The following is a 25,070-nucleotide window of genomic DNA, read 5'->3' as shown; positions in this document are numbered from 1 at the left end:
CAAGCGCAACCGGAACGGGCCTGTCGGAAGAGGTCTGGCGCAAGCCGCGCCTAGAGGCTAAGGGCGCTGCCATGTCCGAAATCACTCCCGATGTCGTCGCCGCCCACGGGCTGTCCGAGGAAGAATACGCCCGCGTGCTGCACGCGCTGGGGCGTGAGCCGAACCTTGTGGAACTCGGCATCTTCTCGGTGATGTGGTCGGAGCACTGCTCCTACAAATCGAGCCGCATCCACCTGAAGAAGCTGCCGACCGAGGCCCCTTGGGTGATCTGCGGCCCCGGTGAGAACGCAGGCGTGATCGATATCGGCGATGGGCAGGCCGCCATCTTCAAGATGGAGAGCCACAACCACCCGAGCTACATCGAACCCTATCAGGGCGCAGCCACCGGCGTGGGCGGCATCCTGCGCGACGTGTTCACCATGGGCGCGCGCCCGGTGGCGAACATGAACGCGCTGCGATTTGGCCGGCCGGACCACCCCAAGATGAAGCACCTGGTGCAGGGCGTGGTTGCCGGGATCGGCGGTTACGGCAACTGCGTGGGCGTGCCGACCGTGGGTGGCGAGACCAACTTCCACAAGGCCTATGACGGCAACATCCTGGTCAACGCGATGACCGTGGGCGTGGCCGACACCGACAAGATCTTCTATTCGGCGGCAACCGGCATCGGCAACCCGATCGTCTATGTGGGTTCGAAGACCGGCCGCGACGGCATCCACGGCGCGACCATGGCCAGCGCGGACTTCGACGAGAAGAGCGAGGAAAAGCGCCCGACCGTGCAGGTGGGCGATCCGTTCACCGAAAAGCTGCTGATCGAGGCGTGCCTTGAACTGATGGCCACGGACGCCATCGTGGCGATCCAGGACATGGGCGCGGCGGGCCTCACCTCGTCATCGGTGGAAATGGCCACCAACGGCAAGGCCGGCATCATCCTGAACATGGACAAGGTGCCCTGCCGCGAAGAGGGCATGACGCCTTATGAAATGATGCTGTCGGAGAGCCAGGAGCGCATGCTCATGGTGCTGAAGCCCGGCAAGGAAGCCATGGCCGAGGCGATCTTCCGCAAGTGGGAGCTGGACTTTGCCGTGATCGGCGAAGTGACCGATACCGGCCACATGGTGCTGACCTTCCAGGGCGAAACGGTGTGCGACATTCCGCTGGGCCCCCTGGCCGAGGACGCGCCGCTGTACGACCGCCCTCACCTTTCGCTGGAGGAATACAAGGCCTGGGCCAACGTGGCGCCGCTGGGCGACGTGCCGGCGAGCAGCGACCTGGGCGCGGACCTGCTGAAGCTGATCGGCTGCCCGGACCTGGCCAACCGTCGCTGGATCTTCGAGCAGTACGACAGCCAGGTGGGTGCCGACACGCTGCAGAAATCGGGTGGCGACGCCGCGGTGGTGCGCGTGCACGGAACCGAAAAGGCGCTGGCGATCAGCACCGACTGCACTCCGCGCTATTGCTTTGCCGACCCCTATGAAGGTGGCAAGCAGGCGGTGGCCGAAACCTTCCGCAACATCTGCGCCGTGGGCGCGACGCCGCTGGCGATCACCAACTGCCTGAACTTCGCCAATCCGCAGCGCCCCGAAATCATGGCGCAGATCGTGGAAGCGCTGAACGGCATGGGCGACGCCTGCCGTGCGCTGGACTACCCGATCGTTTCGGGCAACGTCTCGCTCTATAACGAATCCAAGGCGACCGGCGGCGGCAGCGCGATCCTGCCCACCCCGGCCATCGGCGGCGTGGGCCTGATGCTCGACCACGAGCAGATGGTGACCGTGCCGTTCAAGGCCGAGGGCGAGGCGATCTTCGTGATCGGCCAGAGCAACGGGCACCTGGGCCAGAGCCTGTGGCTGCGCGAAATCCACGGTCGCGAGGACGGCGAGGCGCCGAAGGTGGACCTTGCCGCCGAACGCCGCCACGGCGAGTTCGTGCGCGAGCTGATCGCCGACGGCAAGGTGACGGCGGTCCACGACATTTCGGACGGTGGCCTGCTGGTCGCACTGGCCGAAATGGCGATGGCGAGCGGCATCGGCTGCCAGTTGGAAGGGATCGGCGACCACTTCACCGCCTTTGGCGAGGACCAGGGCCGCTATATCGTGACCAGCGCGGTGGCAGACACGATCCAGGCGGCGGGCATCCCGATGACGCGCATCGGCACGACCGGCGGATCCGCGGTTTCAGGTCCGGGCTTCTCGGTGCCGGTGGCAACGCTGCGCGAAGCGAACGAGGCGTTCTTCCGGGTGTGGATGGAAGGGTAAAGGACCCCTCAGGCCTGCCTGCGACCGGCCCCCTCCCCATTTGTGCTGCGCAAAAATGGGGAGGACTTTGGGGTTACGCCGCCTTTTTCTTGCCGAGGAGGTCGTAGGGATCGACGCCCATGGCCTTCCACACGGCGTGCGCCTGATGATAATGCACCGCAGGCGTAATGTTCAAATGGCGGCGCGCCTCGTCCAGACCAAGCGGCAGGATGTCGGTGATCGCCTGTTCGCACAGGCGCGGGCAGGCCTTGCCCAGACGCTGGCCTTCGCGGATGGCGCGCAGCACGGGGGCGCTGCTTTTCACCTGCTTGCGGATGTTGAGCCCGGCCATGTAGCCGATGAACAGGTGCGCCGGTGACGGCTGCTGGCTGTAGGTGAAAGCCAGCACGCAGGCTTCGCCCAGCGCATCGCGGCCATAGCCGGTAAGGACGTGCAGCAGATCGTGCACATCGCGCATGCGGTTCAGGTACCACAGGAACTGGTCCTGGAAGCGGGGGCGCCCTTCCGCAAACTTGTCGAATTCGGCAACGAGACCGGCGGCGGTGAGGCCTTCGTGCTCCATGAAATCGCAATAGGCGTGTGCGACCGAGCCGGCAGGCATGCGGCGCAGCGCATCGTGATCGTCAAGGATCGTCGGCAGGCTGGGTTCGCGCGCGCGAACCGACTGGCCCACCTCGCTCCTGAGATAGCGTTCCGCCGAGGCCCGCAGCCCCTGCCAGGGCAGCGCCTCGAAGATGGCGAAGACTTCCTCGGTGCGCTCCTTGTCCTTCAGCAATTCGCGGAAGTGATGGAGCGCCTTGCGCGGCTGCAGCGTGAGCACCGGGCGGCGCTCATCATAGAGCGGCAGGTCCGCAGACAGGGTTCCAGCAAAGGCGTTCATGCGATTCGTCCTCTGGTCGTCCTCTGGGCAGGACGGCTCGATCTATTAACACCTATGTAAATATTGCGTCAATCAAACACCCAGTCATCGCGCGCAATGCCATAGAGATCGAGGATCGCGGTCAGGTCGCCCCGGTCGATCCAGCCATCGGCGGCGGCGCGCGCCTTGGGCTTGGCGCGATAGGCGATGCCGTGGGTGGCAGATTCGATCATCGGGATGTCGTTGGCGCCATCACCCGTGGCGAGGCTAACCACATCTTCACCCAACCGCGCCGTCTCTTCGAGCAGGACCTTCTTCTTCACCGACGAATCGACGATACCGCCAACGAGATCGCCCGTGAGGCGGCCGTCATGCAGGCCCAGACGGTTGCCCACGACGCGATCGAAGCCAAGCAGATCGGCCACGGGATCGGCAAAGGAGTGGAACCCGCCGGTGACCAGCACGGTGTGGCAGCCGCGCGACTTGAGCGTGGCAACCAGCGTGCGCGCGCCGTCCATCGGACGGATGCGTTCATCAAGGCATTGGCGGATCGCGTCTTCGGGCAGGTCTTTCAGCAGCCCGACGCGTTCGCGCAGGGCGGATTCGAAATCGAGTTCCCCCTGCATCGCGCGCTCCGTGATCGCGGCGATGCGGTCCTTGAGCCCAGCAAAATCGGCCAGTTCATCAATGCATTCCTGGCCGATCATGGTCGAATCCATGTCGGACACGAACAGGCGCGGCGTTTCGAACGGGACGGTGGAAAGCAGGAGGTCGCTGTCAGGGAAGCACTGGTCAAGAATCTGGCGGATGCCGGCAGGATTGCCCTCAACCACCTCGAGTTCCAACACGTTGGTGCAGAATTCGAGCATGCCGGCGCCGGCCACTTCCCAATCGCGCGCCTCGATCATTTCCATGGCGAGCGCAAGATTGTCACCAAGCGTCTCAGGGTCTGCTATCAGCCGCGCGATGATCACAGGGAATTCCTCAGGTGTTGATGGCGTGAAGCCGAAGGTCGCGCTCATTGCAGGGCCGACGGCGAGCGGCAAGAGCGATCTGGCCGTGCGGCTGGCACTGGCCGAGATGGCCGCGGGACGCAAGGCGGTGGTGATCAACGCCGACAGCGCACAGGTCTATGCCGATCTTGGCGTGCTGAGCGCGCGCCCTTCGGCAGAGGAGATGCGCGGCGTGCCCCACCGGCTGTTCGGCGCCTGGGACGCGGCGCAGGCCTGTTCGGCGGCGGATTGGGCCGCGGCGGCGAAGGCGGAGATCGCAAAGGCGGCGGCGCACGGCGCGCTGGCAGTGCTGGTGGGCGGAACGGGCCTCTATATCCGCACCCTGCTGGACGGCATCGCGCCGGTGCCCGAAATCGAACCGGCGGTGCGCGAAGCCGTGCGGGCGCTGCCGGTGGCGGAGGCCTATGCCGCGCTGCAGAAGGAAGATCCAGCGCGGGCGGCGGTGCTGGGCCCAGCCGACAGCGCGCGGATCGCGCGGGCGCTTGAGGTCGTGCGATCGACCGGGCGGCCGCTTTCGGCGTGGCAGGCGGAAAAGGTGGGCGGAATCAGCGGTGAAATCGATCTGACCGCCGTGGTGCTGATGCCGGATCGGGACTGGCTTTATGAACGCTGCGACCGGCGGTTCGCGCTGATGTGGCAGGCGGGTGCGATGGCCGAGGTGGAGGCGCTGCTGGCGCGCGGGCTGGATCCTGCCCTGCCCGTGATGCGCGCGATCGGGGTGCCGGAAATCGCCGCCTTCCTGCGTGGTGACCTGAACGAGGAAGAGGCCATCGCAGCGGGTCAGCAGGCGACGCGGAACTACGCCAAGCGGCAGTACACGTGGCTGCGACACCAAGTTCCGGGCCACTGGCCCCGACTGCAGCAGCAGGATTACGCTGAAAACCACATTATTGAAATAATATTTCACAAATAGCCGGTTGACACGTTCGTTTATGTCATTTAGCAGGCCGTCAACTGCCTGAGAGTCCGCTTCTGTGGATTGCAGGCACCCGAAAGGGAGAGAAGGCCCGGCGCAGCCAGCCCTGCGCCGGGCCCATGTTTTTGGATGATCCGTATCGGCAGGCCCCTCGCCTGTCGGACATGCAAGGGAAGCTACCTGTGAAAACCGAGCGCAGCGGCGCCGAAATCCTGGTCGAGAGCCTGGTCGCAAAGGGCGTGGAGTTCGTCTTCGGCTATCCCGGCGGCGCGGTGCTGCCGATCTATGACGCACTGTTCGGCGACGAGCGCATCCGCCACATCCTGGTGCGGCACGAAGCCGGCGCGGCCCACGCGGCCGAAGGCTATGCCCGCGCCACGGGCAAGCCCGGCGTTGTGCTGGTCACTTCCGGCCCCGGTGCCACCAACGCGGTCACCGGCATTGCCGACGCCTTCATGGATTCGATCCCGCTGGTGGTCATCACCGGCCAGGTTCCCACTGCGCTGATCGGGTCGGACGCGTTCCAGGAAGCCGACACCGTTGGCATCACGCGCCACTGCACCAAGCACAACTATCTGGTGAAGGACCCGTCGCAGTTGGCCGGGATCATCGACGAGGCTTTCCGCATCGCCACCGAAGGCCGCCCCGGCCCGGTGGTGATCGACATTCCCAAGGACGTGCAGATCGCCTCGGCCGCGTGGAGCGGCCATGCACCGCAGCAGCGCAACCGCTATACCCCGCAGACCGAAGCCCCGGCGACAGACGTTGCCGAAGCCGTGCGCCTGATCGCCGCAGCGAAGGCGCCGGTGCTCTATACCGGTGGCGGCGTGATCAATTCGGGCGACGAGGCGACCCGTCTGCTCCGCGAACTGCAGAAGCTGACCGGAGCGCCTGTCACCTCCACGCTGATGGGCCTTGGCGCCTATCCGGCGGGCGATCCGGCGTGGCTGGGCATGCTGGGCATGCACGGCACCTATGAAGCGAACATGGCGATGAACCGGGCGGACCTGATCGTCTGCGTCGGCGCGCGCTTCGATGATCGCGTGACCGGGCGGCTCGATGCCTTTGCGCCCAACAGCAAGAAGATCCACATCGACATCGACCGCGCCTCGATCAACAAGACCGTGCAAGTTGACCTGCCGCTGATTGGCGATTGCGCCAAGGTGCTGGGCCAGATCGTGGAAGGCTGGCTGGAAACCGGCTGCACCAGGCAGGACCTGACCGAATGGTACGCCCGCATCGATGGCTGGCGCGCGCGCCAGAGCCTCGCCTACCCTTCGCGCGGGCAGGAAATCATGCCGCAGAAGGCGATCGAGCGGCTTTATGAGCTGACCAAGGACCGCGATCCGATCATCAGCACCGAAGTGGGCCAGCACCAGATGTGGGCGGCGCAGCACTTCCACTTCATGAAGCCGAACAAGTGGCTGACGTCCGGCGGGCTCGGCACCATGGGCTATGGCCTTCCGGCCGCCATCGGTGCGCAGGCCGGCTTCCCGGAAACGCTGGTGATCGATATCGCGGGCGACGCCTCGATCCAGATGAACATCCAGGAGATGGGCACGGCCACGCAGTATCGCCTGCCGGTGAAGGTCTTCGTGCTCAACAACGAATGGATGGGCATGGTCCGCCAGTGGCAGGAACTGACCTATGAAAGCCGCTATTCCAACTCCTATTCGGACAGCCTGCCCGATTTCGTGAAGCTGGCCGAAGCCTATGGCTGGAAGGGCATCCGCATCACCGACATGAGCGAGCTGGACGCCGGCATCCAGGCGATGATCGACCACGATGGCCCGGTCTTCGTCGATTGCCTGGTGACCAAGGAAGCCAACTGCTTCCCCATGATCCCGAGCGGCGCGGCGCACACCGACATGATCCTCTACGGCGACGAAGTGGCCGGCACGATGGACGACGAAGCCAAGGCGCTGGTCTGAGGGGGGACGGAACAATGATGCACATCAAGCAGGAGGCGCAGGAGCGCCACGTCCTGACCATCACGGTCGACAACGAGGCGGGCATCCTGGCCAAGATCGCCGGGCTGTTCACCGCGCGCGGCTATAACATCGACAGCCTGACCGTGGCCGACATCACCGACGGGCACGACGTGAGCCGGATCACCATCGTGACCCACGGTCCGCCGCCAGTGATCGATCAGATCCGCGCGCAGCTGGAACGGCTGGTGCCGGTCCACAAGGTGACCGACCTGACCGAGGTTGGCCCCTTCGTGGAACGCGAACTGGCGCTGATCAAGGTGGCCGGCAAGGGCGAGAACCGTGTCGAGGCGCTGCGCCTTGCCGACGTGTTCCGTGCCAAGGTTGTCGACACCACCACGGCAAGCTTCGTTTTCGAACTGACCGGCACGCCGGACAAGATCGACACCTTCGTGGGCCTGATGAAGGAACTGGGCCTGGTCGAGGTTGGCCGGACCGGCATCGTCGGCATGGTCCGCGGGGCGAACGCGGCCTGACATTCTTTGCACTGGCGGCGCCGCGGCCTGACGGCTATCGGCGCGCCCAAGTTTACCGATCACACAGAATGCCATTTGAAAGGAATACAGCGTGAAGGTCTATTACGACGCGGACTGTGATCTGAACCTGATCACCGGCAAGAAGATCGCCATCCTGGGTTACGGTTCGCAGGGCCACGCCCATGCGCAGAACCTGCGTGATTCGGGCGTGAAGGAAGTGGCCATTGCGCTGCGTCCCGGTTCGGCCAGCGCCAAGAAGGCCGAAGCGGCCGGTTTCAAGGTGCTGCCCAACGCCGAAGCAGCCGCCTGGGCCGACATCCTCATGATCCTCGCCCCCGACGAGCACCAGGCCGCGATCTATGCCGACGACCTGCATGCCAACCTGAAGCCCGGCTCGGCTCTGGCCTTTGCCCACGGCCTCAATATCCACTTCGGCCTGATCGAGCCCCGCGCCGACATCGACGTGATCATGATCGCGCCCAAGGGCCCCGGCCACACCGTGCGCGGTGAATACCAGCGCGGCGGCGGCGTTCCCTGCCTGATCGCGGTGCACCAGGACAAGACCGGCAATGCGCACGACGTGGCGCTGGCCTATGCCTCGGGCGTGGGCGGTGGCCGTTCGGGCATCATCGAAACCAACTTCCGCGAGGAATGCGAAACCGACCTGTTCGGCGAACAGGCCGTGCTGTGCGGTGGCGCCACGCATCTGGTTCAGGCCGGCTTCGAAACGCTGGTGGAAGCCGGCTACGCCCCGGAAATGGCCTATTTCGAATGCCTGCACGAACTGAAGCTGATCGTCGACCTGATGTATGAAGGCGGCATCGCCAACATGCGCTATTCGATCTCGAACACCGCCGAATATGGTGACATCAAGACCGGCCCGCGCATCATCACCGACGAGACCAAGAAGGAAATGAAACGCGTTCTGGCCGACATCCAGTCGGGCCGCTTCGTGAAGGACTTCGTGCTCGACAACCGCGCCGGCCAGCCCGAGCTGAAGGCTTCGCGCATCGCCGCCAAGCGTCACCCGATCGAGGAAACTGGCGCCAAGCTGCGTGCGATGATGCCCTGGATCGGCGCGAACAAGCTGGTTGACCAGACCAAGAACTGATCCGGCGCAAGCAGGACCAGCGAAAGGGCCGCCCGGGGATACCCCCGTGCGGCCCTTTCCTTTGCGGGCTTTCAACTTTCTCGAACGGTGACAGCCGAAGGATCGCAATTGGCAGTCATCGCCCGGTGCGATACCTCTGTCACTCCAGAGCCTGTTTCAGGGAGATCCCGTCGTGCCCCAGTTTACCCGCATCATGAAGTATGCGCTTCCCGCAGCCCTTGCCGCCGTGGTCGCGGCCCCGATCGTCGCCCAGATGCCTGCTGGCCAGCCCGGTGCTGCCGACAAGGCGCGCGTCACGGCCGGAACCTATGTTGTCGATGCTGGCCACGCCCAGATCGGCTGGCGGCTCAACCACATGGGATTCAACGATACTCTGGGCCTGATCGGTGGCGAGACCGGCACCCTGACGCTCGACCCGGCGAACCCGGCAGCGTCGAAGGTTTCGATCTCGATCCCCGTTGCCAAGCTGGTGTCTGCTGACGCCGGCCTCACCGCGCACCTGATGAAGCCCGCCGGCGCCAACGGCAAGGCAGACTTCTTCGGCGCGAATCCGGCGCCCGCCACGTTCGAATCGACCAGCGTCGCCGTGGGCGCCGACGGTACCAGCGCCAAGGTTGCCGGCAACCTGACGCTGAATGGCGCGACCAAGCCGGTGACCGTGGACGTGACCTTCGTCGGCGCAGGCAAGAACCCGATGAAGGGTGTGGAGACCGTGGGCTTCCACGGCACGGCCACGATCAAGCGCAGCGACTTCGGCCTTGGCTATGCCGTGCCCGTGGTGGGTGACGACGTGTCACTGACCATCTCGATCGCCTTCGAAAAGAAGGCCTGACCGGTCGAGGGGAGCGGCAGGGCGCCGCTCCCCGCCCTGTTCGCATTCGTACCAAGGCCGCTGCGCAATCGCGCCGGTGCCAGGCGGGCTTCTCCATCGCTGGAGAGACCGCCAACCTTTTTCCAGATTCGCGTGCTGGCGCAATCTTGACCATTGGGTTGCGAACCTTTCGCGCCAACAGGCAGGCTTTTTCCCGGTCTGCCCTGCCGCTTGACGCTTTCATTCTGGACAACCGTTGACGGAAACACCATAGGCTGACGGCATGACCGTTCGGCTGGACCTTACCCTGCGACTTATCCGCCCTTGGGCGTGAGCTGACGCGTCTCTTCCAGGCGCGCACGGCGTCCAGGGGTCCCGAAGAAACCAGATCCAGACATTCCGGCTTCGAGAAGACGCAAACCCATGTCCATGCTCAAGAATCCCTCGGTCAAGTATCGTCCGTTCCCGCAGGTTCCGATCTCTGATCGCCAGTGGCCGAGCCGCCAGATCACCAAGGCGCCACGTTGGCTTTCCACCGACATGCGAGACGGCAACCAGTCGCTCATCGACCCGATGGACGCCGAAAAGAAGGCGCGCTTCTTCGATCTGCTCGTCAAGGTCGGGCTGAAGGAGATCGAAGTCGGCTTCCCCAGCGCCGGGGCGACTGAATATGATTTCATTCGCGGTCTCGTCGATGCGGGCCGCATTCCGGACGACGTCTTCGTTCAGGTGCTCACCCAATCGCGTGAAGACCTGATCAAGACCTCGTTCGAAAGCCTTGCCGGCGCAAAGCAGGCGATCGTCCACGTATACAACGCGGTTTCGCCGCTGTGGCGCAACGTGGTGTTCGGCATGGAAAAGCCCGAGGTGAAGGCAATCGCCCGCGCAGGGGCCAGTTACCTGCGCGATCAGGCGGCTCGCTTCCCCCAGACCGACTGGCACTTCGAATACAGCCCCGAGACCTTTTCCACCGCCGAGCTCGATTTCAGCATCGAATGCTGCGAGGCGGTGATGGATATCCTGCAGCCCACGGTCGAAAAGCCGATCATCCTCAACCTGCCGGCCACGGTGGAGGCGGCGACGCCGAACATCTATGCCGACCAGATCGAGTATTTCTGTCGCAACCTGCCGAACCGTGACCGCGCGGTGATCAGCCTGCACACCCACAACGACCGCGGCACCGGCGTGGCCGCTGCGGAACTGGGCATCATGGCCGGGGCAGATCGCGTCGAAGGCTGCATGTTCGGCAATGGCGAGCGGACGGGCAATTGCTGCCTGGTGACAGTCGCCCTCAACATGTACACGCAGGGCATTGATCCGGAACTGGATTTCTCGAACATCGATGAAGTGATCCAGACGGTGGAATACTGCAATCAGCTGCCGGTTCACCCGCGCCACCCCTATGGCGGCGAGCTGGTGTTCACGGCCTTTTCGGGCAGCCATCAGGACGCGATCAAGAAGGGCTTCGCCGCGCAGGAAAAGCGCAATGACGAGCTCTGGGCCGTGCCCTATCTGCCGATTGACCCGGCGGACCTTGGGCGCAGCTATGAAGCGGTGATCCGCGTCAATTCCCAGTCCGGCAAGGGCGGTTTCGCCTGGGTGCTGGAACAGGACCAGGGCCTGAAGCTGCCGAAGAAGATGCAGGCGCACTTCAGCCGTCACGTACAGGAACTGGCCGATGAACTCGGCCGCGAACTGCAGGCGGTGGATATCTGGAGCGTTTTCCGCAAGGTCTACCGCCTCGACGTGCCGCAGCACTTCCAGCTTGTGGACTATGAAGAAGCCCGTTCGCCCGACGGCACCCGCGTGTTCGCCGGAAAGATCGAGGTGGACGGCAAGGTGCAGAGCGTATCCGGGCGCGGCAACGGCCTGATCTCATCGGTCGTAGCCACGCTGAAGGATGGCTTCGGCATCGAGATCGACGTGCGCGACTATTCCGAGCACGCCCTGACCGGCGGCAGTGATGCGCGCGCGGCGGCCTACGTCGAATGCGTTGCACCCGATGGCCGGGTGTTCTGGGGCGTGGGCATCGACGAGGACGTGGCCACCGCCAGCGTCCGCGCGATCCTTTCAGCCGCCAACGCGGCCAGCAACTGACAATTCTTTAATGGAGCGGTCGCGACAGCACCGCTCCATTCAATCGCCCGATTGAACGAATAGTTGCGGGACATCGCCAGCCCCAATACGCTCGCCCCCGAAGCCCGCCAGAGGCAACGACGCGAGAGGTTCAATGGCTGAAGACATTATCGAGCCCGATCTGCCGATCATCGATCCGCACCACCATTTGTGGGATCTGCGGCCGCTGCTCGGCTCATTCCCTACGCCCCGCCACCCGTTTCTCGATGCCCTGACGCTTGGCGCGTACTACAATTTCGATGCGCTGCATGCCGATGCAACAAGCGGACATCACGTTATCGCCACGGTCTATATGGAATGCGGCGCCTACTATCGCGCTGATGCCGAACCTGCGTTCAAACCGGTGGGCGAAGTGGAAATGGCCAATGGCGTGGCCGCGCAGGGCGCCAGCGGGCTGTACGGCGATTTCCGCCCTTGCGCCGCGATCATCGGCCACGGCGATCTTACGCTGGGCGATGGCGTACGTCCGGTGCTGGAAGCCCTGCAGGCGGCGGGTGGCGGTCGCTTTTGCGGCATCCGGCACCAGGGGGCGTGGGATGCGGATCCCGACGTGCTTGGTCCGCCGTTCCACGCGCCGCCCCAACTGTATGCCAGCGATGCTTTCCGCTCCGGTTTCCGCCAACTGGGCGCAATGGGGCTTACGTTCGATGCCTGGGTGTGCGAACCGCAACTGCCCGACGTGATCGCCCTTGCCCGCGCCTTTCCGGAACAGCCGATCGTGCTTGATCACTGCGGCACCCCGCTTGGCATCGCAAGCTACAAGGGCAGACTGCCCGAACGCTTCGACACCTGGCGGGCATCGATCCGGGCGCTCGCGGAACTGCCCAACGTGTCGATCAAGCTGGGCGGGCTCGCCATGGCGTTCTGCATGATGCCTAGCGAAGGCCCTGCCGCCGGGGTGGGATCGGAAGCGCTGGCCGCGATGTGGCGGCCTTATATCGAAACCTGCATCGAAGCGTTCGGGCCACAACGCGCCATGTTCGAAAGCAATTTCCCGGTCGACCGCTGGGGGGCCGACTATCGCACCTTGTGGAACGCGTTCAAGCGGCTGACAGCAGGTGCCAGTGCGGAGGAAAAGCGCGCCCTCTTCGCCGCGACGGCCGCGCGGACCTATGGCATCGAGCATCTTCTGCCCCAGGGCTGAAAGCTTGCCCCAAAGGAACTTTGACAGGGCCCCGGACAGGGCATACGCAGTTCTTAAGTGATTGGTTAAATCTGGACGGAGAGATCCTGCATGGCCCTGCCCCCCCTGTTCGCCAACCTGCGCCTGCCAGTGATCGCCTCGCCTTTGTTCATCATATCCGGGCCGGAACTCGTGATTGCGCATTGCAAGGCCGGGGTCGTGGGGTCGTTTCCATCGCTCAACGCGCGGCCGATCAGCCAACTGGATGAATGGCTGCACCAGATCACCGAGGAATTGGCCGCCCATAACCGCGCCAACCCGCAAGCACCGGCCGCACCGTTTGCGGTCAACCAGATAGTCCACCGCACCAACAACCGCCTGGAAGAGGACATGGCGCTTTGCGCCAAGTGGAAGGTGCCGCTGATGATCACGTCTCTGGGGGCACGGGAGGACATCTATCAGGCGGCGCATTCGTGGGGCGGCATCGTGCTGCACGATGTTATCGACGATCGTTTTGCCCGCAAGGCGATCGAGAAGGGCGCGGATGGCCTTATCCCGGTGGCGGCGGGTGCTGGCGGCCATGCCGGTGCGCAAAGCCCGTTTGCCCTGATGCAGGAGATCCGCAGCTGGTTTGACGGCCTCATCGCCCTGTCCGGTGCCATTGCCCACGGGCGTTCGATCCTCGCTGCCCAGGCGCTCGGCGCCGATTTCGCCTATATCGGCTCTGCCTGGATCGCCACGCACGAGGCGCGGGCCGTCGACGCCTACAAGCAGGCCATCGTCGATGGGTCGGCTGCGGACATCATCTATTCCAATCTCTTCACCGGCGTCCACGGCAACTACCTGCGTCCGTCGATCGTCAACGCCGGGCTTGATCCCGACAACCTGCCGGTGAGCGACCCCAGCAAGATGAACTTCGGATCGGGCGGAAACACTGACGCAAAGGCGTGGAAGGACATCTGGGGTTCCGGCCAGGGCATCGGCGCGGTCAGGGCGGTCGAGACCGTGGCACAGCGGGTCGATGCTCTCGCTGGCCAATATGCCGAGGCCCTTGTCGCTCTCGACGGGGCTTCCGCCGCTTTCCGTCGCTAGTTCGGTCGCGCCCCACAGCATGTCGGCCATCCGATCGATATGGCTGAAATCGAGCGCCGGATCCCGCGTATTGAGTGGCGTTCCCTTCCAGCGGCGGTGATCGAGCAGACGCCGCCGCAAGGCCCGCTGCAGCAGGTCCAACCGCATCAGCGCCTCAGTCGTTGCTCTTTCGCCCACGGCGCGACTGCGGGCCTGCCAGCCCGAAGTTATCGGGCCCAACCGCTCGAGCACAACCTCGTTGTAGCGGTGGTGAGGGCCGCGGTGCATAGGTAGGCCGATGCGCAGGGCAACGCCTTCTTCGGCTGGCAGGAGCAGTCCATTGCGGCGAAAATCGTGGAAGCCGACCCGCTCAAGCCCGACCTTTTCCAGGAATGCACGGACCGCCGCGCTGGAGAAGATCTGGCGCGGCAGGATATGGTGTCGCTGAAGTCCAGCACTGTATCCTGCCGAACCAGCCGTGTTGACCGCCCTGAACGGAAGAATGGGACGGCTGGGCCGCGCCATAACTGGAATTTCCTCACTCCTGTTCATGAGCACAAATTCAAGGAACAGGGTTAAGAAAGACCTGCGAATTTCAGTTCACATCGGACCGAATTGCAACCGATTTGGCAATTGATTCGTTCCGCAAGCCGCAGAACCGGAAACCTAAAGCGGCCGGGCCTTGATGCGGAATGCCCCGTCCAACTCCAGCAAGACCTTCCCGAAGCCAGACAGCACCACTTCGCGCGCGCTGTCGAGACGACCATGCGCCACCAGCCAGTCCGTCAGCCGGATGGCGATCCGCGAATCCTCCTGGCTGATCTGGCCATCCTTGCCAGCAAGCACGAATTCCTGACCCGTGAGGAAGTGCAGGCCTTCACTGGCAAAGGAATCCGCCTCGCGGATCAGAGCTGTCAAGGCGAGAGCAGGAAACGGGCCTCCGCCGAGCCAAACGCCGACGGCTTCGTGAAACCACGCCACGCTCGTGGCCAACCGCGCAGGTTGCCACACGATGACTTCCGCGCCGGGCAGATTTCCCAATTCGCCAATCAGCGCCGCCATGACGCGGACGACTGGCAGGAGATGATCCGCCCCCACAAGGTGTTTGCCCGCGGCAACCGTGATCGCTGCCTTGCCTTGCAGTGTGATGGACGAAGGCAGGGCGACACGGTGCGCGATTTCAGGTGCATCGCAAATTTGCCCGGGACGAAGTCCGCCCACTTCAAAGCTGAGGCCGTCCTTGATGATGGCAAGGGTGCCATCACCCAGGGAGCCATCAATCGCGAATGATCCAAGCGAATCCGCGAGGTCGATAACCGCCTTCGCATCGGGTCTGGCGCCAGGATCGAACAGGAGCGCCGCCACCGGCGCGCAAGCTCCTGTTGATTGAGTGGCCACCCCGTCTGCTCCCTGCTCTTCGGAAAATCTTGGCACCATCGTCGCCTCTGCGTCGAGTCCCGAGTAGGTCGAATTTCAGCCCGAAACGGAGCCGTAGGGCCGGTTATGCCTAGAATATACCCATGGAAAGCCCGCTGGAGAGCAGCTGTCCCATTTCGCGACACTTGCCGAGTACTTCGCTGGGCACAACCTTCGGTGCCATGATTTCATCGGGCGTCTGTACCCCCAGGCGCGCGATCACTGGCGCGGCCACGCGGCGCAGGCGCCAGCCGGTGGCGATTCGGTCGATCTGGCGCTGCGTCCCCTCACCATCCGAACCCGCGGCGATCAGAGTGGCGAAAGGGCGACCTTCGATCCTGCCCAACACCGGATAATACGTCCGGTCGAAGAATGCCTTCATCTCACCACTCATGCTCGCCAGGTTCTCCGGGCAGGAAAAAACGTAGCCTGTCGCGGCAAGAAGGTCCGTGGCTTCCGCCTCCATCGCAGGCAGGGCGCGGGCATCGCCCATCTCCTTTGCCCCTGCCAGTGCCGCATCGGCCATTGCGCGAGCGGCGCCGGTACGGCTGTGCCACACGATCAGAAGCACGGGCTTCGACGCTGGTCGGAGTAATTCGTTTCAGCAGCCGCCATTGCTGCCCGGAACACCCAGTGCGCCGCCGATCAGGCCACCAAGTCCACCGAAGCCCCGCTTCTTCTTGGGCGGGCATTGCGGCTGCTCCCCACTCTGCTGTGGATTGCGCTGGCTCGCCTCATCCATGCCCGGCATACCCGGCATGATGGCGGTCATCGACCTGTGGCGGATGCGCGCCTGCCATTCGATGTTCCAAGCTGCCTTCGGGTTGGCCGGCTTGGGCGGATAGACGAAGTCCTCCTGGGGCCCATAGGCATAAAGCGAGACCATCATGAACTGCGGCGCCGCCTGCCTGACTTCGGCCGGGATCATGCAGGTGGTGGTCTGGGGCGAGAGGACCGTCTTGTTGGCCACCAGCCGCGCCACCGTGGCGGGCGAAAGCCAATCGACCAGCCCGCCCCCGAACTCGCGCGTCATGCTGGATGACCACCACACGATGTCCTGCATTTCGCGCCCGTCGCCCTTCCCCCCGATCAGCGACGCGTGATAGCCTGTCGCGTCTGCCAGCGGGCTCCACCGCAGCAGCGTGGCCCCGCTGGGCTGCGCGTTGGACGCGGCGCGCAGCGGCCCCATGAAATCGTGCGTCAGGGTAAAGGTCATCTCGGGCGAGTAATTGCCCGCCACGCGGTGCTGGCCGAGCAGCGAACTGTCCGGCTTCACCGCCTTGCCATCGCCCCATGGCCAGTAGCCGTAGGTCTTGCTGGAGGACGGCACAACATAGCGATCGGACGGGACCGAACTGGTCCACAGCCCCGGCGGCATCTGGCCCGCCGCGATCTTGGCGAAATCGATCACCACCGGCTGCCCCTTGGGTGCGTGTTCGCCGCAGCCCCAGAAGATCAGCATGCGCCCCTTCGGCCGCTGGAAATCACGCTCGGCCGGCATCTCGGGCGGGCCGGGCTTGACCTTCTCCGGTGTTTTCAAAACCACCGACGGTCCCAGCTTGGCCCCTGCAGGCATGAAATGGTCGGCCTTGGGCGCTGTGCCAGCCGGGGCCCTGCTCGATCCCAGGTCCAGCCAAAGCTCATGCTGCGCCGAATTGCCGCCGCGCCCCATGGCCATGCTCAAAGCAGAACCCATGCTCGGCTTGCCGCCCGATGCCATGCCGGCAAAGCCCGAGGTGGTGCCGGCGCGCATCTCGTAGCGGGCGACCGGGCCAGTGGTCGATTGGGCATAGACGAACGCGCCCACCGCGCCGAGGCCGATACCCGCCAGCGCCAGCGCCCTGAACTTTCCCAAATGCCGCATGCTCATGCCCCTGTGTCTGCCCGGCGTGATTCCGGCGGGGCATGGCCCCTTATGGTTGGACAGCGACCTTCTCGTTATTTCATCCGATAGTTACTGTGACCGCATGCACTTCTCCAGCGAATTTGATCACGATTGCATTCGGTCCGGCGCTTTTCCACGTCGGCCGGATGGTCTAGCGGAGACTGCATGATCCCCGTCAACGCCATCACCCGCTCGCTCTCCGGTCTTTCCTGGCGGTGGCGGGGAGGAAACATGGATATCGGCGGGGGAGAACACCACGGCGACGATCTGGTCGACCAGCTGCTGCTGGCCCGGGGCGTGAACCGTGACGAGCTTGATCGACACCGCCGGCCAACCCTGCGCGACTTCCTGCCCGATCCTTCCATCTTCCGAGACATGGACGTGGCGGCGGAACGGCTGGCGCAGGCTGTTCTCCAACGCGAATCGATCACCGTCTTTGGCGACTACGACGTAGACGGCGCCACCAGCGCGGCGCTGCTGATCCGGCTGCTGCGCGATCTGGGGGTGGAGGCGCGCGCCTATATCCCCGATCGCCTGCTGGAGGGCTATGGCCCCTCCGGCGAAGCGCTGGTTCGCCTGGCGCGCGAAGGATCGCGGCTGATCGTCACCGTCGATTGCGGTGCCATGGCGTACGAGGCGCTTGAGATGGCCGCCGCGGAAAGCGTGGATGTGATCGTCGTCGATCACCACAAGTGCGCGCCAGAGCTGCCGCGCGCCGCCGCGCTGGTGAACCCCAACCGGCTGGACGAGGCCGACGACGCCGCCGCGCACGGCCACCTTGCTGCGGTGGGCGTCGCCTTCCTGCTCGCCGTCGCCACCGTGCGCGCCCTGCGCCATCGCGGCTATTTCGAAAGCCGCAAGGCGCCCGAGCTGATGGGCCTGCTCGATCTCGTGGCGCTGGGCACCGTGGCCGACGTGGCGCAGCTCAAGGGTCTCAACCGTGCGCTGGTGGCGCAGGGCCTGAAGATCATGGCCCGGCGCGAGAACGTGGGCCTTGCCGCGCTGATCGATGCCTCCCGCCTAACCCGTGCGCCCACCTGCAGCGACCTCGGCTTCGCACTCGGCCCGCGCATCAACGCCGCGGGGCGCATCGGCGATTCCTCGCTCGGCGTGCGCCTGCTCACTACGCAGGATCCCGACGAAGCGCAGCAGATCGCCACGCAGCTCTCCGCGCTCAACGAAGAACGCCGCGCCATCGAACAGGCGGTGCAGGAAGCGGCCGAAGCGCAGATCGATTCGCAGCACAACCGCGCCGTCGTGGTGGTCGCGGGTGAAGGCTGGCACCCCGGCGTGATCGGCATCGTGGCCGGGCGCATCAAGGAACGCACCGGCAAGCCCACGCTGGTGATTGCGCTGGGCGCGGACGAGGCAGGCATGGGCAAGGGCTCGGGCCGCTCGATCGCCGGGGTGGACCTTGGCGCCGCAATCATCGCCGCGCGCGAGGCGGGAATGCTGGTGGCAGGTGGCGGCCACGCCATGGCCTGTGGCCTCACCATCGATCCCGCCCATCTGAATCGCCTGGCAGACTGGCTGGACGAACACCTTGCCCGTGATGTCGTGTCCGCGCGCGCATCGCAGTCGCTGCTGCTTGACCTGTCGCTCGCCCCCGGCGGCCTGACTCCTGCCCTTGTCGAATCACTCGATGCCGCCGGCCCCTTCGGCATTGGCTGGCCGGGTCCGCGCGTGGCGGTGGGGCCGGTGCGGCTGGTGAAGTGCGATCTCGTCGGTACGGACCACGTTCGCATGGTCGCCACGGGCCGCGACGGGCGCTCGTTCAAGGCCATCGCCTTTCGTGCGGCGCAGACCGAGTTGGGCCAGGCGCTGCTCCACGGTTCGCGCGGGCGGCAGTTCTGGCTGGCCGGGCGTGCCAGGATCGACGACTGGGGCAGCCGCCCTGCGGCCGAGCTGCACGTCGAAGATGCCGCCTTTGCGGATTGATGACAAAATTGCCCAAATCGATGCTTGACGCCCCCGCCTTTCGCCAATAGAGGCGCGGACCTGCCCAGCGGCGCTAGCCCAGTGGCCCCTTCGTCTAGCGGTCAGGACGCGGCCCTTTCACGGCTGAAACACGGGTTCGATTCCCGTAGGGGTCACCACTAGCAGCCCGGCGCGGGAACCCAAGGTTCCCCCTCCGGCCCCTTCGTCTAGCGGTCAGGACGCGGCCCTCTCACGGCTGAAACACGGGTTCGATTCCCGTAGGGGTCACCAGTTCAGCCAATCGCCGAAACTGCGGCCAACCGGCACAGATCAGTGCGTATGCGCCGGCTTCACCGCCACCGCGATCACGTTGGCAAAGTGTATGCGCAGCAGGTCGGTACGGATGTCCAGCTGGGCGTCGTGCCCCTCGAAGATCCGGGCCATCTCGGCCGGCGTGCGCACATGGCGGCCACGATCACTTTTCACGATGAACCGCGAAACCGCACCCTGCCCCTCGATCAGGGTCGGGTCGATCGTCACGAACCGCCCACCGGGCCGAAGCCGCCGCATGGCGCCGGCCACCAGCCGGGCCGCGATGTCATCCGGCAGGTGGTGCAGCACGCCAAAGGCATAGGCCGCATCGAATGCGCCACCAAGATCGAGCGACGGATCGGAAGCATCCGCCACAAGGAACCGCGCCTTGCTGCCGTGGCGCGCCTGGCTGGCCGCGATATAGGCGCTGGAGATATCCACGCCGATCGTCTCCACCCCTTCCGGCAGGAACGGGATCACCGCGCCAGTGCCGCAGCCGATGTCCAGCAGGCGCTCACCGGCGCGCGGACGCAGCCACTGGTCCACGAACAGGCGCTTGGCGCGGTTGGCGCCGACCCCGGCCTGATAGACATCGATCAGCGCCGGTACGGCAAGAACCTGACGAGCGAGCGCGATCATGCAAGACTCCCGATTGCGATGCACCCAATGCCGCCCAGGATCATCAGCGAACCGGCAATCACGGCGGGTCCGGGCCGTTCGCCCAGCACGGCTATCCCGGCGACCATCACCAGGATGAACGTGAGCGCGTTGAACGGATAGACCACACTGAGCGGCGCGCGGGACATGGCGAAGATCCACGCCGCGCTGCCTATGCCATAAAGGGCGAACCCCGCGAACACGCGGATGTTGATGTAGTCTGAAAGGGCCGTCGCGCCGTTCGCGCCCAGCTTCAGCAGGAACGTCCCCCCGGCGGCACACAGCGATCCCGCGATCAGCGCGACCAGCACGGGCCAGCCGAGCCCCGAAGGCGATGCAGCCGTCATGCGGCCAGCCGGCGCGCGGCCGCCGCCTTGCGCCGGGCATTGGCAGTGGCAATGCCCATCACCAGCGTTTCCGGCATCAGGCCAACGATCGCACGGCGCAGGTGCCAGCCGAACGAGCCGGCCATGCGCACCTTGTCACCATCTGCAACGCGCGTGGCCCGAACCGCCTCGGCCAGCCTCGCCTCTCCCGCGGCATTGGCAAAGATCAGGCTGTTATACCGGTACCAGGGCTGCACCTCGGCACGGTCGGCAATCTGCGGTCGCAGCCAGTCGAAACAGGCATAGCCGTGCCGTGCGAATTTCTGTCGCCAGTATTCCGGATGCTGCTCGTTCACATGGTGCTCGCCGCCCTGCCCCGGCACGGCCGCTGAAAACAGCACCACGTCCCCGTGCCGCACCAGCAAGGCGACAAAGGCATCGGCTTTCTCCGCCGGAAGGTGCTCGGCAACTTCCAGTGTCTGGACAAGGTCGAAGCGTCGACCAAGATCGAGAGGCTGGCCCAGATCGTGCGCCACGAAGCATTCGTCGGGAACCAGCAGCTTGAGCGCCCTGGCATAATCGCCATCCACCGCGATCACGTCGCGCACCCCGCCGGCGATCCACTCCGCCGCCCAGGCGCCAACGCCCGCGCCCACGTCGAGCAGGCTTTCGACACTCAGGGCCTGCTGCATGATCGGGATGACCACCTTGGCCGAGGCGCGGGAGCCGGCGTTGATGTAGTCATAGAACGCGTCGTTGTAGACATGACCCATAGTAAGCCGCCCCCTGTTCCGTTCACCAAATCTGCACGGAAGTGGTTAAGAATCACTTTCAGAACACGCGGCTCAATGGATTGTTAACCAAGTAATCGCATCATTCCCCTATCGCACTCCGGGGGCTGACGATGAACGACATGAGCTTTCAGCGCGGATTCGGGCCCGGAACTGGTTTCGGCTCGGATGCAATTCTGCGCGCCATGTTCGCCAATGCCCAGTTGTCCGATCCGCTGCTTCCCCGGCCGCGCCTGTCGATCGTGGTGCCCTGCTATAACGAGGAAGCCTGCCTCGAAACGCTCCATCGCCGCCTGACCGAACAAGCCCGTACGGCCGTGGGCGAGGATTACGAGATCGTGCTGGTCGATGATGGCTCGAAGGACCGCACCTGGCCGATGATGCGCGCCCTTGGCGAAACCGATCCGCACGTGCGCGCCCTTCGCCTGTCACGCAACCACGGCCACCAGCTGGCGCTATCCGCCGGGCTTGACCTGTGCCGGGGCGAACTGATCCTGATCATCGATGCAGACCTCCAGGATCCGCCCGAACTGCTCGGCGCAATGATCGCGCGGATGGAGGCCGAAGAGGCCGACGTGGTCTACGGCGTGCGCACGCAGCGGCTGGGCGAAACCGTGGCCAAGCGCGCCACAGCCAAGCTGTTCTACCGCCTGCTCGCCCACCTCTCGGATGGGGTGGAAATCCCGCTCGACACCGGCGACTTCCGCCTGATGAGCCGCCGTGCGCTCGATGTGCTGCAGGCCATGCCGGAACGCTCGCGCTTCATCCGCGGCATGGTGGCGTGGATCGGGTTCAAGCAGGTCGCCATCGAATACCAGCGCGACGAGCGTTTCGCTGGTGAGACCAACTATCCCTTCGTCAAGATGATACGGCTGGCGGTCGATGCGCTCACCGGCTTCTCGGTCGCACCGCTGCGCCTCGCCAGCTATGCGGGCTTCGCCTTCTCGCTGCTGTCGCTGGCGCTGATCGCCTATTCGCTGATCGGCTGGCTGGGCGGGCATACCGTGCCCGGCTGGACCTCGCTGATGATCGTCGTGCTAGTGCTCGGTTCGGTCCAGCTTTTCGTGCTCGGGCTTCTCGGCGAATACCTCGGCCGGCTCTATCACCAGGCCAAGGGCCGACCGCTCTATATCGTCAGCGAAATGGCAGTGCATCCCGGCGCGATGGCCCCATTGCCGCAGGCGCGCCTTGGCGTCGTCACCGCGCATCCGCCACGTCCCTGATGCCTGAACCCGCCGTGATCGAGACGACTGGAGCCAGACGCGCGCGTGCTTGGTTTGCCATCGCGCTCGGTACGCTGCTGATCACGCTCGTCGCCGGGCTGCTCGTGCCGGTCTATTCGGACGAAACCGGCTGGCGGTTCCAGGAGCGCGCCGGCATCGATGGCTTCGACATCCTGTTCAGCGATCTGTGCGGCCCCAACACGATCGCCACCGCCCCGTGGCACATGATGACCGTGCGCTGGTTCTCCGCTGCCGCCAACCTCACCTTTGCCAGCCCCTTCTTCATCCGGCTGGAGGGCGTGCTCTGCGCGCTGGCATGGCTGGTCATGGTCGGACTTCTGCTGCTGCGCCTTGAACCTGCGCGGGAACGGCGCCTTCAGCTCGGCACGATTGCAGCCGGCCTGCTGTCGCTCGGCACCCTGCCGTTCCTGCTGGTTCTCAGCCGGCCGGAACAACCCCTGATCCTCACCACGGCGCTGATCCTGCTGGTCACCTTCTGGCGTCCACCATCGCACACCATCACGCCCTTCTCCGCCTTGGCAAAGATCGCGCCCATCGTGATCCTCACGGTGATCGCGCAGAGCTATCACATGAAGGGCGTGCTCTACGCGGTCATCGCCTGCACCGCGATCCTGGTCTGCGCGCAGGGGCCGCGCACCTTGCTTCCCCGTGCTCTCGGGCTTGCGGCTGTTATCACCGTCATGCTGGCATCGGCACACTATTGGACCGCGCGGCTCGCCTGCCCCGGCAATGCGGCGATCGCGGCCATGTATGCGCATGAAAACGTCGCCTCCGCGCTTGCGGAAGGAAAGGGTCTCGGCAACGCGGTGCAGACCCTGTTGGCCGGTGCCAGCCCCCTGAACTACGTCGCCCTTACCGTGCCAACCGGCGCACCGATGTCGTCATGGCTGCCGCCCGGGCACGTGCCGACCTTGGTCACGGTCGTTTACCGTCTCGGTCTGCCGCTGTGCTGGGGGGCGGCAATCGTGGCCGCGCTCCTGTCCCTGACCATGCACATCCGCGCAAACGGCTTGCGCAGCCTGTTTGAACCGCGCCCGCTTCTCGCGTTGGCCCTGCTTGGCTGCGTGGCCATATGGGGGGCCAGCCAGCTCAATCGCAATGTCTATGAAGCAGGGCACGTGCTGCCCGCGCTGGTCCTCGCCACCCTGCTTGCCCTTACCCTGCCGCGCGCGGCCCGAGGTCGGTGGATGGCGCGCGCCACCGTGGGCGTCACCATCATTGGCGCGGCCAGCCAGCTCTTCCTGCTCGCGGCGTTCGTGCCACCTCTTGCCGCTGCGGCCCACACGCCGGGCTACGTCTCGGGCCAGCCCTATTCGGCATCCATCGCTGACTATGCCCCGGTCAGGCAGGATATCCATTCCGCCATGGTCGCGGCGGGGATTCCGCAAGGCAGAACGCTGAACCGCGTGATGGTCGATGAAGTGACCTACCTCGCCCTGCAGGATACGCGCCTGCCCATTCACCGGTTGGGCGTGCTGTCGGTCTGGAATGGCGGCCTTGCCGATCCGGTCGGCTATCTCCTGTCGCGCGGATCGGATGGCATCGTAATCGGTTGCCACCTACTTCCAGCGCGCCTGCGCCAGGCTGCGGCCCGGTCCGGTCCGATCTGCGCGCTCTCGGCAAAGACACTGGATCGCCTGCGCGGCGCGCCCTAAAGCGCGGGCCTGCATCCCTTTGAAGGCCCATTCGTGATCGACCTGGATACGCTGTCCACGGCGCAACTGTTCCTCGCCATCGCTGCGCCCGCGCTGCTGCTTTCGATCATTGCCGGCTGGCAGGATCACCGCCAGCAGCGCCGCCGCGATCTCGACAGGATCAGCCCGGTGCCCTGGCGGCCGATTTCGATCTTTGCCGCCTTTGTCGCGGTGGCCTGCATCGCCACCGCGATCCACGCGGGCTGAACGTCTTCGTCAGAAGCTGGCGTTCAGCGCCACCGACGCCACGTGGTCGTCGGTGTCTGGCCCGCCCCGCGCAAAGCCGTGCTGGTTCAGATACCCTGCTTCCAGCGTCACGTGCTTCACCAGCGGCGTGTTCACGCCCACGAAGGTGCGCATGCGGTCAAGGCCGGTCTGGCGCTGGAACGCCATCCGGTTCAGGTTGAAGAAGCTCTCGTTGCTGGCCACCAGCAGCGTCTTGCCCGCAATCGGCATGGTCGCCTTCACGAAGGGCCGCATGCGATACCCGGTGCCGACCACCCCGTCGCGCCAGCGCTCCTCGCCGCGCAGGCGCGCGCTGAACTTCACCGAACCCGCAGCCACGAAGTTGTCGAACGTCACCTGCTGGCGAAAGCGGTGCTCCATCACCGTGAAATCGCCATGCGAATAGTTGGGATCGTGGGTGTAGCCGGCCCAGACGGTCGTCGTCCGGTTCAGCTTGTAGCCGACCAGCAGGTTGTCCTCGACTTCGTAGAAGCCACGGTGGTTGGCAGTGCGCAGCACGGTCTCGTTGGTCACGCGAAAGCCGTGGCCCAGGTCCACGCCCACGTTCACCGTCTGCCAATACTGGCTGTCGTCACCCGCATGGGCTGCTGCCGGCAAGGCGGCAAGGCAACCCGAACCGATCGCCGCGAAAAGGATTGTGCGCACTGAACTCTCCATTGAAACGACGGTCCACCGGCGCGCTATGACATATTTATGACGCTAATATTTCAGTTTCACGACTTTTGTGACACTCATGGGACCATATTTTGACAATCCGCCAGATCAGCGCCCTCGCCTGAAATGTGACGGGCACGGCATCCCCTTGCGGCCCCTCCGTCGCTTC

The 25,070-nt window shown here is 65.0% G+C and carries 23 protein-coding genes, 2 tRNA genes and 1 pseudogene; 16 read left to right on the top strand and 10 right to left on the bottom strand.

Features of this window, described 5'->3' with window-relative positions; translation table 11 throughout:
• Nucleotides 1-71: 71 nt before the first annotated feature.
• The gene (gene purL / locus POM99_RS00445) at nucleotides 72-2,255 is read left to right on the top strand and encodes a phosphoribosylformylglycinamidine synthase subunit PurL (RefSeq protein WP_277274761.1); all 2,184 of its coding nucleotides are present in this window, start codon (nucleotides 72-74) and stop codon (nucleotides 2,253-2,255) included.
• Between the two features lie 73 nt (nucleotides 2,256-2,328).
• Here purL and POM99_RS00440 read toward each other — a convergent pair whose 3' ends face one another.
• On the bottom strand, nucleotides 2,329-3,135 hold the full coding sequence (locus POM99_RS00440) for a Coq4 family protein (RefSeq protein ID WP_277274759.1): 807 nt from the start codon (nucleotides 3,133-3,135) through the stop codon (nucleotides 2,329-2,331).
• 68 nt (nucleotides 3,136-3,203) lie between these two features.
• Nucleotides 3,204-4,088 (bottom strand): phosphoserine phosphatase SerB, encoded by an 885-nt coding sequence (serB, locus tag POM99_RS00435; protein ID WP_277275067.1) that lies wholly within the window; start codon nucleotides 4,086-4,088, stop codon nucleotides 3,204-3,206.
• Between serB and miaA the strand changes: the two genes are divergently transcribed.
• From miaA to POM99_RS00395, 8 genes are all read left to right on the top strand, one after another.
• Nucleotides 4,081-5,040 (top strand): tRNA (adenosine(37)-N6)-dimethylallyltransferase MiaA, encoded by a 960-nt coding sequence (miaA, locus tag POM99_RS00430; RefSeq protein ID WP_277274757.1) that lies wholly within the window; start codon nucleotides 4,081-4,083, stop codon nucleotides 5,038-5,040. The genes serB and miaA overlap by 8 nt on opposite strands.
• Nucleotides 5,041-5,225: 185 nt before the next feature.
• On the top strand, nucleotides 5,226-6,974 hold the full coding sequence (ilvB, locus tag POM99_RS00425; protein ID WP_277274756.1) for a biosynthetic-type acetolactate synthase large subunit: 1,749 nt from the start codon (nucleotides 5,226-5,228) through the stop codon (nucleotides 6,972-6,974).
• 17 nt (nucleotides 6,975-6,991) lie between these two features.
• Complete coding sequence (gene ilvN, locus POM99_RS00420) at nucleotides 6,992-7,507, top strand: acetolactate synthase small subunit (protein ID WP_277275066.1); 516 nt, start codon at nucleotides 6,992-6,994, stop codon at nucleotides 7,505-7,507.
• A 91-nt stretch (nucleotides 7,508-7,598) separates the two neighbouring features.
• Nucleotides 7,599-8,618: a ketol-acid reductoisomerase gene (gene ilvC / locus POM99_RS00415; RefSeq protein WP_277274755.1), complete on the top strand. Its 1,020-nt coding sequence runs from the start codon at nucleotides 7,599-7,601 to the stop codon at nucleotides 8,616-8,618.
• Nucleotides 8,619-8,811: 193 nt separating this feature from the next.
• On the top strand, nucleotides 8,812-9,450 hold the full coding sequence (locus POM99_RS00410) for a YceI family protein (protein ID WP_279644336.1): 639 nt from the start codon (nucleotides 8,812-8,814) through the stop codon (nucleotides 9,448-9,450).
• A 402-nt stretch (nucleotides 9,451-9,852) separates the two neighbouring features.
• Nucleotides 9,853-11,526, top strand: coding sequence for a 2-isopropylmalate synthase (gene leuA, locus POM99_RS00405; protein WP_277274753.1), 1,674 nt, complete (start codon nucleotides 9,853-9,855; stop codon nucleotides 11,524-11,526).
• A 133-nt stretch (nucleotides 11,527-11,659) separates the two neighbouring features.
• Nucleotides 11,660-12,709, top strand: a complete 1,050-nt coding sequence (locus tag POM99_RS00400) for an amidohydrolase family protein (RefSeq protein ID WP_277274752.1) — start codon at nucleotides 11,660-11,662, stop codon at nucleotides 12,707-12,709.
• A 90-nt stretch (nucleotides 12,710-12,799) separates the two neighbouring features.
• The gene (locus POM99_RS00395; protein WP_277274751.1) at nucleotides 12,800-13,780 is read left to right on the top strand and encodes an NAD(P)H-dependent flavin oxidoreductase; all 981 of its coding nucleotides are present in this window, start codon (nucleotides 12,800-12,802) and stop codon (nucleotides 13,778-13,780) included.
• A 231-nt stretch (nucleotides 13,781-14,011) separates the two neighbouring features.
• Here POM99_RS00395 and POM99_RS00390 read toward each other — a convergent pair.
• A pseudogene (locus tag POM99_RS00390) lies at nucleotides 14,012-14,191 on the bottom strand (AHH domain-containing protein); the annotation flags it as partial.
• Here POM99_RS00390 and POM99_RS22365 point away from each other — a divergent pair.
• Nucleotides 14,114-14,338, top strand: a complete 225-nt coding sequence (locus POM99_RS22365; protein WP_277274750.1) for a hypothetical protein — start codon at nucleotides 14,114-14,116, stop codon at nucleotides 14,336-14,338. The pseudogene POM99_RS00390 and the gene POM99_RS22365 overlap by 78 nt on opposite strands.
• Before the next feature lie 87 nt (nucleotides 14,339-14,425).
• On the opposite strand, the gene POM99_RS00380 is transcribed toward POM99_RS22365, so the two are convergent.
• The 3 genes from POM99_RS00380 to POM99_RS00370 form a co-directional block, all read right to left on the bottom strand.
• A complete protein-coding gene (locus POM99_RS00380) occupies nucleotides 14,426-15,124 on the bottom strand; it encodes a hypothetical protein (protein ID WP_277274749.1) in 699 nt (232 codons plus the stop codon).
• A 142-nt stretch (nucleotides 15,125-15,266) separates the two neighbouring features.
• Nucleotides 15,267-15,701, bottom strand: a complete 435-nt coding sequence (locus POM99_RS00375) for a flavodoxin family protein (protein ID WP_277275065.1) — start codon at nucleotides 15,699-15,701, stop codon at nucleotides 15,267-15,269.
• Nucleotides 15,702-15,776: 75 nt separating this feature from the next.
• Nucleotides 15,777-17,039, bottom strand: a complete 1,263-nt coding sequence (locus tag POM99_RS00370) for a hypothetical protein (RefSeq protein WP_277274747.1) — start codon at nucleotides 17,037-17,039, stop codon at nucleotides 15,777-15,779.
• A 186-nt stretch (nucleotides 17,040-17,225) separates the two neighbouring features.
• Here POM99_RS00370 and recJ point away from each other — a divergent pair, with 186 nt between their 5' ends.
• From recJ to POM99_RS00355, 3 genes are all read left to right on the top strand, one after another.
• Entirely contained in the window at nucleotides 17,226-18,998 is a 1,773-nt protein-coding gene (gene recJ, locus POM99_RS00365; RefSeq protein ID WP_277274746.1) for a single-stranded-DNA-specific exonuclease RecJ, read from the top strand.
• Nucleotides 18,999-19,081: 83 nt separating this feature from the next.
• Nucleotides 19,082-19,156 (top strand) — tRNA-Glu (locus POM99_RS00360).
• A gap of 37 nt (nucleotides 19,157-19,193) precedes the next feature.
• Nucleotides 19,194-19,268, top strand: a tRNA-Glu gene (locus tag POM99_RS00355).
• A 39-nt stretch (nucleotides 19,269-19,307) separates the two neighbouring features.
• Here the strand turns inward: POM99_RS00355 and POM99_RS00350 are convergent.
• Genes POM99_RS00350 through POM99_RS00340 form a run of 3 tightly spaced genes read right to left on the bottom strand, consistent with a single transcriptional unit; the run spans nucleotide 19,308 to nucleotide 21,045 of the window.
• Nucleotides 19,308-19,928: a class I SAM-dependent methyltransferase gene (locus POM99_RS00350; protein ID WP_277274745.1), complete on the bottom strand. Its 621-nt coding sequence runs from the start codon at nucleotides 19,926-19,928 to the stop codon at nucleotides 19,308-19,310.
• Nucleotides 19,925-20,293 (bottom strand): DMT family transporter, encoded by a 369-nt coding sequence (locus POM99_RS00345; RefSeq protein WP_277274744.1) that lies wholly within the window; start codon nucleotides 20,291-20,293, stop codon nucleotides 19,925-19,927. The genes POM99_RS00350 and POM99_RS00345 overlap by 4 nt, the downstream gene beginning before the upstream one ends.
• On the bottom strand, nucleotides 20,290-21,045 hold the full coding sequence (locus tag POM99_RS00340) for a class I SAM-dependent methyltransferase (RefSeq protein WP_277274743.1): 756 nt from the start codon (nucleotides 21,043-21,045) through the stop codon (nucleotides 20,290-20,292). Before POM99_RS00340 ends, POM99_RS00345 begins: the two co-directional genes overlap by 4 nt.
• A 203-nt stretch (nucleotides 21,046-21,248) precedes the next feature.
• Here POM99_RS00340 and POM99_RS00335 point away from each other — a divergent pair, with 203 nt between their 5' ends.
• From POM99_RS00335 to POM99_RS00325, 3 genes are read left to right on the top strand one after another with little or no spacing between them, the layout of a single operon-like run.
• Nucleotides 21,249-22,286: a glycosyltransferase family 2 protein gene (locus POM99_RS00335; protein ID WP_277275064.1), complete on the top strand. Its 1,038-nt coding sequence runs from the start codon at nucleotides 21,249-21,251 to the stop codon at nucleotides 22,284-22,286.
• On the top strand, nucleotides 22,286-23,962 hold the full coding sequence (locus POM99_RS00330) for a hypothetical protein (RefSeq protein WP_277274742.1): 1,677 nt from the start codon (nucleotides 22,286-22,288) through the stop codon (nucleotides 23,960-23,962). Before POM99_RS00335 ends, POM99_RS00330 begins: the two co-directional genes overlap by 1 nt.
• 33 nt (nucleotides 23,963-23,995) lie before the next feature.
• Nucleotides 23,996-24,208: a hypothetical protein gene (locus POM99_RS00325; RefSeq protein ID WP_277274741.1), complete on the top strand. Its 213-nt coding sequence runs from the start codon at nucleotides 23,996-23,998 to the stop codon at nucleotides 24,206-24,208.
• Between the two features lie 9 nt (nucleotides 24,209-24,217).
• Here the strand turns inward: POM99_RS00325 and POM99_RS00320 are convergent, their stop codons facing one another.
• Nucleotides 24,218-24,892 (bottom strand): DUF2490 domain-containing protein, encoded by a 675-nt coding sequence (locus POM99_RS00320; protein WP_277274740.1) that lies wholly within the window; start codon nucleotides 24,890-24,892, stop codon nucleotides 24,218-24,220.
• Nucleotides 24,893-25,070: the final 178 nt, after the last annotated feature.

The organism is Novosphingobium cyanobacteriorum (genome assembly GCF_029436685.1).
GTDB lineage: Bacteria > Pseudomonadota > Alphaproteobacteria > Sphingomonadales > Sphingomonadaceae > Novosphingobium > Novosphingobium cyanobacteriorum.
Note: the sequence above shows the minus strand (reverse complement) of the source record. Positions and strands in the feature narration are given on the sequence as shown.

Excerpts from the sequence above, each read along its gene's own strand:
- purL (WP_277274761.1), top strand. The coding sequence starts at position 72 with ATGTCCGAAATCACTCCCGATGTCGTCGCCGCCCACGGGCTGTCCGAG.
- POM99_RS00440 (WP_277274759.1), bottom strand. The coding sequence starts at position 3,135 with ATGAACGCCTTTGCTGGAACCCTGTCTGCGGACCTGCCGCTCTATGAT.
- miaA (WP_277274757.1), top strand. The coding sequence starts at position 4,081 with ATGATCACAGGGAATTCCTCAGGTGTTGATGGCGTGAAGCCGAAGGTC.
- ilvN (WP_277275066.1), top strand. The coding sequence starts at position 6,992 with ATGCACATCAAGCAGGAGGCGCAGGAGCGCCACGTCCTGACCATCACG.
- POM99_RS00410 (WP_279644336.1), top strand. The coding sequence starts at position 8,812 with ATGAAGTATGCGCTTCCCGCAGCCCTTGCCGCCGTGGTCGCGGCCCCG.
- leuA (WP_277274753.1), top strand. The coding sequence starts at position 9,853 with ATGTCCATGCTCAAGAATCCCTCGGTCAAGTATCGTCCGTTCCCGCAG.
- POM99_RS00400 (WP_277274752.1), top strand. The coding sequence starts at position 11,660 with ATGGCTGAAGACATTATCGAGCCCGATCTGCCGATCATCGATCCGCAC.
- POM99_RS00395 (WP_277274751.1), top strand. The coding sequence starts at position 12,800 with ATGGCCCTGCCCCCCCTGTTCGCCAACCTGCGCCTGCCAGTGATCGCC.
- POM99_RS00375 (WP_277275065.1), bottom strand. The coding sequence starts at position 15,701 with ATGGCCGATGCGGCACTGGCAGGGGCAAAGGAGATGGGCGATGCCCGC.
- POM99_RS00370 (WP_277274747.1), bottom strand. The coding sequence starts at position 17,039 with ATGCGGCATTTGGGAAAGTTCAGGGCGCTGGCGCTGGCGGGTATCGGC.
- recJ (WP_277274746.1), top strand. The coding sequence starts at position 17,226 with ATGATCCCCGTCAACGCCATCACCCGCTCGCTCTCCGGTCTTTCCTGG.
- POM99_RS00350 (WP_277274745.1), bottom strand. The coding sequence starts at position 19,928 with ATGATCGCGCTCGCTCGTCAGGTTCTTGCCGTACCGGCGCTGATCGAT.
- POM99_RS00345 (WP_277274744.1), bottom strand. The coding sequence starts at position 20,293 with ATGACGGCTGCATCGCCTTCGGGGCTCGGCTGGCCCGTGCTGGTCGCG.
- POM99_RS00340 (WP_277274743.1), bottom strand. The coding sequence starts at position 21,045 with ATGGGTCATGTCTACAACGACGCGTTCTATGACTACATCAACGCCGGC.
- POM99_RS00335 (WP_277275064.1), top strand. The coding sequence starts at position 21,249 with ATGTTCGCCAATGCCCAGTTGTCCGATCCGCTGCTTCCCCGGCCGCGC.
- POM99_RS00330 (WP_277274742.1), top strand. The coding sequence starts at position 22,286 with ATGCCTGAACCCGCCGTGATCGAGACGACTGGAGCCAGACGCGCGCGT.